Source organism: Streptomyces actuosus, from assembly GCF_016921115.1.
Classification (GTDB): domain Bacteria; phylum Actinomycetota; class Actinomycetes; order Streptomycetales; family Streptomycetaceae; genus Streptomyces; species Streptomyces actuosus_A.
In genome coordinates, this window is record NZ_JAFFZS010000078.1 from 1 (window position 1) to 6,141 (window position 6,141).

Here is a 6,141-nt window from a genome sequence, read left to right on the forward strand (position 1 = left end):
CCGCAGCCGGCTCCGTCGGCACCCCGACTACGGGTACGTCACTCCACTCGAAACGAGATCCTTGCTCAGGCAGAACCTCGTCCCGGCAGCGTAAACACCCGCTGTCCAGTTCGAGGGGGGAACTTCACCATCACTGAAAGCAACGAGGTCGGCACCAGGTGTGATACCAGCTTCTGCGAGCAGGCCGAGCGGCAGCTCGACACGTCCCTGGTCATCGACATGAAGTTCGGCTGGTTCTCGGATCATGAGGAGAGTGTGGCACTCTCCCTCTCGGAGAACATCGACAGGCTGGGGCTGCGAGCATGGCCGGAGCAGGCAGGACGCCGAACCAGCAGTGGGTTGCCACTGCGGAAGGGGAGCACCTTCGCGGCCGGCGCGTGAGGGACACCAAGCCGGAAGTGGCACTCAGGAAGGCGGTACACCGGCTGGGCCTCAGGTTCCGTCTCCACAAGCGGGTGGCGCCCCGATGCACTGCCGACTTCGTGCTCCCCCGATATCACCTGGCGGTTTTTGTCGACGGTTGCTTCTGGCACGGCTGTCCGGATCACTCCCCTGCGGAGTTCCGAGGGCCCAACGCCGCCCTGTGGCAGGAAAAGATCGAGACCAACAAGAAGCGCGACCGGCGCAACACCGAGCAGGCTGCGGCCGCCGGGTGGACTGTGCTCCGTGTCTGGGAATGCGAGATCCGGCGCGATGTCCAGGGGGCGGCAGAGCGGGTGGCGGCGATCGCCGGCGCCGACGGGGCGGTGCTCCGTCGGCCAGTCACTCCTCGGTGATGGCTGCCAGTGTCAGCAGATCGTCTGCTTCCCGCCGGGGACAGTACGCGGCGAGCGGACACCCCGAGCACATGGGTTGCTCTTCCCGGCAGTGGTCCAAACCGATGAGGCGGATCGCTCCCATGCGGAGCGGTGCTTCCTCTCCCGCCCCCACGAGCTTCACCAGGTTGACGCGGCCTTCACTGAGCCGGTTCGGGTGATCCGTGTCGATGTCGTTTATCCGCGCGGCAACCCGCAACGTCCCTTGCGCGACCAGCATGAGATCCTCTCCGATCAGCAGTCGGTAGAGGGATGCCTCGGCTGGCTTCATGGCCAGCTTGACAGGTACGTCGAACCGCTTGTTCCACTGCCAGTCGTAGGGCTTGTCCACCAGCGGCGCCAAGCGGTCGACTCGGGCTCGGACAGGCGCCGTGGGCGCGGCGTCGACCAGTTTCTTGAAGAGAGTTGCGGTGAGCCGCTTCGACTTTCTGACCAAGGCCATCATGTCGGCCATCACGGCCGGCTTGGCCTTCGCTCCGGAGAGTATGGCCACGACGGCGGCATGAAGCGGCACGGGGTCCTCGCTCGGAAGCTGATACCAGTCCCTGCTGTCGCGCCGCTGTTCCGCCCACACGGTGAGGGCGCTCCGGACCTCCCGCCAGTGTGGCCGGAGCCCGGCAGTCTCCGGAGCCGCGTCCGCGACGGGCTTCAGTACCGACGCGGCGGCTGCCCCCAGCAGGGGAGGTACGGCGTTCCCAATCTGCCGGAAGGCGTCACTTCGGGTACCAGCGAAACGGAACCGGTCCGGGAACGTCTGCACGCGCGCCGCCTCGCGCACGGTGAGGGTCCGCAGCTGCTCCGGGTGGATGTACCAGTAGCCGTCCTTGGCGATGTGCGCGGTGATCGTACGGCTGAGTTCGTCCCAGGCCAGCTTCTTGTACTTGTCCGTGTAGTTTTCCGCGCTGTACCGCTGGTACTCCATCTCCTCCTTGGTCAGTTTCTTGTGGAGATCCGAGTACTTGGTGTCGGACTCCATGACCTCGAAGATCCGATAGTCGTCTTTACGGACTCGCCGGGTCATGTGGTCCCAGATCACCCCACGAGGCGCGTCTTCCCGCATCCTCGTGGCGAAATCAGACAGATTTCGTGGCTTTCGGTACTTCAGGACCCGCTGTCCAACTCGCTCGGTAGGGACGACCTCCAGCTCGGGCAGGTCGCCGATGGCGTCGCGAAGGGTAGTGCGCTGGAGGTCGGGCTTCTGCCAGGTGAACTGGTCGACGTCGTTCCGGGCCAGGAGAATGAGACGCTTCCGATGCTGGGGGACCCCGTAGTTCCACGCGTCGACAAGTCGAACCTGTGTCGCGTAGCCCAGGTCCTCCAGTTCATCCTCGATTGTCCGGATGACGAAGAAGTCGTCGTGCAGCCCCATGTCGGGGACGTTCTCCATGAGGACCGTCCGCGGGCGGATACGCTTGACCATGTCCAGGTAGGCGCTCCACAGCTCCTTCCGGCGGTCCTCCGGATCACGGCCGTGGTTCTTGACGAGGTCGCGAATCTTGTTACGCCCGGCCCGACTGAAGGGCTGACAGGGAGGCCCTCCGGCCACAAGGTCGATCTTGGCAGGCTTGAGGATCTCCTCGAGCCTGTCGCGCTCAGCGGGGTCACCGAGGTCCATCTTCAGGCTGAGGCCCGAAAAGTTCGCCCTGTGGGTGTCCAGCGCCGGGTCGTCGAAGTCCACGGCGGCCGCGATGGTCCAACCTGCCTGCTGGACGCCGAAGCTGAGGCCGCCGGCGCCGGAGAAGAGGTCGACAGCCAGCCTCTTGCCCGCACCGAAGCCTTCAAGCCACTCCGAAAAGCCCTCGGGATCGCAGCTGTTCTCGCTTGGGTCGAGCTTGAGGTAGTCGCTGCGTTCAAGGGGTACGCCGTACCATCCCTTCGTCACAGCACAACCCTTCGTACGCCTGACATGAACGAGCACCAGGAGATCACAGATGCCCTGGTGGAAGCAACGATTCCGGCATGTTGATCAACGGAACTACCTGGGGTGACTTCCTTTGTTCCCCTCGGGCGCCTGCGACGAATGCGCAGACTCCCAAACAGTGACTCTCGGACCGGCGTTCCGTTGAACTCTGCAGCGATCGATCATAGTGGATCCCGTCGGCAGTGCTGCAGGCAGGGTCGGTCCGGGTAGAGTCCCGCCTTCACTCGACCTAGCTGACGACACCGAGGAGCTGAAGGTACCTTCGAGTTGTTGCGGCGGCATCACAAGGGACCGGGTGAACGCTGCCCCCGACCGCACGCAGCGCCGAACGCTAGTCGGGGACGACCGCTGGTAGACCGCCTTGAGACCTCTGACGACGGGACGCGAACGAGTCAGAGATGGAGAGAGCCCAGAGCAGGAGCCACGCCCCGGGCCCGAACGGATGTCACAGCAATGACATCTGCTCACCTTCTCCGGGACGCCGCGGCGGCACGTACTCGGGCGGAGCGTCCGGTGCGTTGCGCTCCATCCGGAGCCACCAGGCGAACTGGTAGTTGCGGCAGGTACGGAAACGATACGAGTTCCTGCGTGGTTCACTCGCAGGGATGCTGTGCTCGCCCCACCCCTCGATAGGGCGAGCATTGTCGAGGTGCACGTACAAGCCGGGCACCAGAGCCAGGCCCTCCCACTGCTCACCCGCGGCACCCTCGAAAGCCAAATGGGCGTTCTGACTCCAGTTCCATGGGTTGGGCAGAGCGCACAGGTACCAGGCCAGCGGCGGGTTGTCCTGCGGGAGTTCGAGGGTTTGATGTCGGCGGCGTACGTCCACCCGCGGGCGGTCGGGCTGGCCGAAGCTGCGCAGGCAGTGCTGGTCGAGGGCGACGTGCCGCACGCCAGCCAACCACATGATGTGGTACCGGCTTCGCGATTCAATCTGTATCTGTATTCGCTGCGACATGCGCCCCCCAATTGCGTTTCCTAATTGGCGAGAGATTCATTTCTCTCCACTACCAATTTTATCAAATTTCCCACCAATTCCAGATGCCTGTCATGACGGAAGCCATTCGGGTAAGGCATGTTGAATTCCTCTTCGAACGCCTTCTCGTATTCCTCTTTGGGGAGCGGGATGGGACGACGGCATGTCGCCTTCAGGTTGGACCCGCTGAGGTCAGTGACTTTCACTTCCTTGAAGTAGCGCCGGAGCATGGGCTCCAGCGTCTCGGGCGTGTGGAAACGGAGCTTCTGCCACTTCCCCTTGACGAAGTTCATCTCCACGTTGTCGTCGTCGAGGAAGCTCATCTTCGTGGTCGCGGTCTGCGAGGTGACCCGCTTGGCCTGCTCGTCGCGCAGTTCGCGTGCAAGGCTCCGCGTGCCGAGGCACACCACCCCGTCAGCAGCGCACAGGGCGTTGACGGTGGTCATCACCCAATGCTGGTAGTCGAGCGAGGTGGTGGCGTTGATGACGGAGTCCAGGACAACGACGTCGTACAGGCCGTTGGCCCGGATGTCCTTGTCGATGTCGCGGATCATGCCGACGACGGCCCGGATGTCGACGGCGTAAGAACCGTCCCGGCACCGGTAGGGCTCGTAGTCGTGGATGTTGAAGCCCTTGGCCCGCAGGTGCTTGGCGTAGTCGCCGTATCCGGCGCCGAAGTCCACGACGCGCTGAGTGGGCTTGAGCCAGGGCGTGACGAGCTGGTCCCATGTCTCGGAGCCGTACGCGAGCTTCCCCGCCTTGGCCTTGGACGAGAACTGTCGCAGCCGCTTAGGCTGGACGATGTGCTGGTTCCAGACTGGGGCCTTGTCTTCGATCGCGCTCCAGTCGTAGACGCCGTACTCGCCGGTGAGATCGGCGTGGAGCTGGGCGGCGTCGGCCGAGGCCACGGTCCAGGCGAGGAGGTCGAAGCGCGAGAAGGAGGCGACGACGGCGTACTCGGCGTTGAGGACGATGCGGCCCTGGTCGTCGATGACGACGCTACCCCAGGGGCCGTGGCCGGCGGTCATGTGGCCGATGGCGTTGACGAAGGAGAGGTTCTTGCGCTCGGCGACGCGGATGGACTGCCACGGAATCCAGGACCAGGCGCCGATCTCGCCGGGCTCGGCGTAGACGACGCTGGCCTCGGTCTCCACACGGTTGTGCAGCAGGTTGAACTGGATCTCGTCTTGGAGGCGGACCTTCGTGCCGAGCATGACCGCGGGGGTGTGGGTCATGCCGATGGCCTTGAGACCCTTCGTCCTCTGGTGGCCTGCGACCAGCGTGCCGTCCGCGTTGAGGATCACCGGCTTGACGACTCCGTGGCGGCGCAGCGACGCCTGGAGCCGGACGAAGGCCGTCTCGCTGAGGCGGCGCGGGTTGTAGTCGGCGGGTCGCAGTTGATCGAGCGGGTACGACTCGTAGAACGTCGTCGTGGGTGCCTTGCTCATGCGGCGTCGCCCTCCTGGTGGGCTTCCTGGAGGACGTGCCAGCCGAAGCCGAGGTCGCTGTTGGTGTCGTCGACGAACTTCGTGTAGATGGCGTTGAGGGCTTCGACCTCTTCGGAGGTGATCCGTACCCGCTTGGACTCCCACTGGAGGTAGCCCCACTGGAGGTAGTCCACTGTGGCGGCGGCTCCGGTGCCCGCGCCGTCGGAGGTCAGCTCCAGCGTCTCGGGGAGCGAGGTGTCGTCAAGGAGCCGGTCGACGCTTTCGCGGTCGTATCCGGTACCAGCGAGGTCGGGGATCTCGGAGAGGACTTCGGCCAGCAGGGCGGTGTCGTATCCCGCGAGGTCGTTGGTCCGGTTGTCGACGATGACGATGCGTGCTGCGGCTTCGTCATCGACGTCGATCCAGGTGGCCGCGATGCGCTCCCAGCCGAGCTGCTGGGCGGCAGCCACCGTGTGGTTGCCTGCCAGGATCTCGTTGGGCCGTCCGGTGTGGGTGCCCTTGTTGACCACGACGGGCCGGTATTGGCCGTTGACCGTCAGCGACTCGGCGATGGCCGGGAGGTCGCCGGTGCGGGGGTTGCGGTGGTACGGGGCCAGGTCGCCGATCGGAACGGCGAGCGGCAGGAGCTGTTCGGGGATGTTGGCGAACGTGGTCACGGGCGTCCCTTGTGTAGGCCGTTCCCCGCGCCCTACAGACGCCAACACTAGACGATCAGCAGGGGGATCGGCTCGGTTCGGTCGGTCGGCTGCCCTCCTCGGAAGCCTGGCCTGCCGCTGGCGGAGTGCCGCTGGCGGTCGCGGGGTTGGCCGCCTTGTCCGTGGCCCGGTAGTAGCCGAGTTCGGCGCGGATGGCATCGGAAGATTTCAAGTCCAGTGAGACGGTCGTGACGCTATGAGGTTTGTGGTGCGGGTTCCCTGCGCTTGGCCGGGTCGTTGATCCATGCCTGCTGGGGTATCCGGGGTGGTCGGGGGCGGCGGCCGA

Annotated in this window: 6 protein-coding genes; 2 read left to right on the forward strand and 4 right to left on the reverse strand. The window is 65.0% G+C overall.

The window, feature by feature from the left end:
• A partial coding sequence (locus tag JS756_RS35435) for a hypothetical protein (RefSeq protein WP_205387388.1) occupies window positions 1–381 on the forward strand: 381 nt, incomplete at its 5' end.
• Between the two features lie 17 nt (window positions 382–398).
• Window positions 399–776 carry a very short patch repair endonuclease gene (locus JS756_RS35440; RefSeq protein WP_307791434.1) on the forward strand — a complete coding sequence of 126 codons (378 nt, stop codon included), beginning with the start codon at window positions 399–401 and terminating at the stop codon, window positions 774–776.
• On the opposite strand, the gene JS756_RS35445 is transcribed toward JS756_RS35440, so the two are convergent.
• The 4 genes from JS756_RS35445 to JS756_RS35460 all read right to left on the reverse strand — a co-directional run bounded on the left by JS756_RS35445 (window position 763) and on the right by JS756_RS35460 (window position 5,816).
• The gene (locus JS756_RS35445) at window positions 763–2,697 is read right to left on the reverse strand and encodes a DNA cytosine methyltransferase (protein WP_205387384.1); all 1,935 of its coding nucleotides are present in this window, start codon (window positions 2,695–2,697) and stop codon (window positions 763–765) included. The two genes, JS756_RS35440 and JS756_RS35445, sit on opposite strands and share 14 nt — an antisense overlap.
• A 484-nt stretch (window positions 2,698–3,181) precedes the next feature.
• Window positions 3,182–3,694, reverse strand: a complete 513-nt coding sequence (locus JS756_RS35450) for a hypothetical protein (protein ID WP_205387385.1) — start codon at window positions 3,692–3,694, stop codon at window positions 3,182–3,184.
• A 20-nt stretch (window positions 3,695–3,714) separates the two neighbouring features.
• Entirely contained in the window at window positions 3,715–5,160 is a 1,446-nt protein-coding gene (locus JS756_RS35455; protein ID WP_205387386.1) for a methyltransferase domain-containing protein, read from the reverse strand.
• The gene (locus JS756_RS35460) at window positions 5,157–5,816 is read right to left on the reverse strand and encodes a ParB/RepB/Spo0J family partition protein (RefSeq protein ID WP_205387387.1); all 660 of its coding nucleotides are present in this window, start codon (window positions 5,814–5,816) and stop codon (window positions 5,157–5,159) included. The genes JS756_RS35455 and JS756_RS35460 overlap by 4 nt, the downstream gene beginning before the upstream one ends.
• Between the last annotated feature and the right edge of the window lie 325 nt (window positions 5,817–6,141).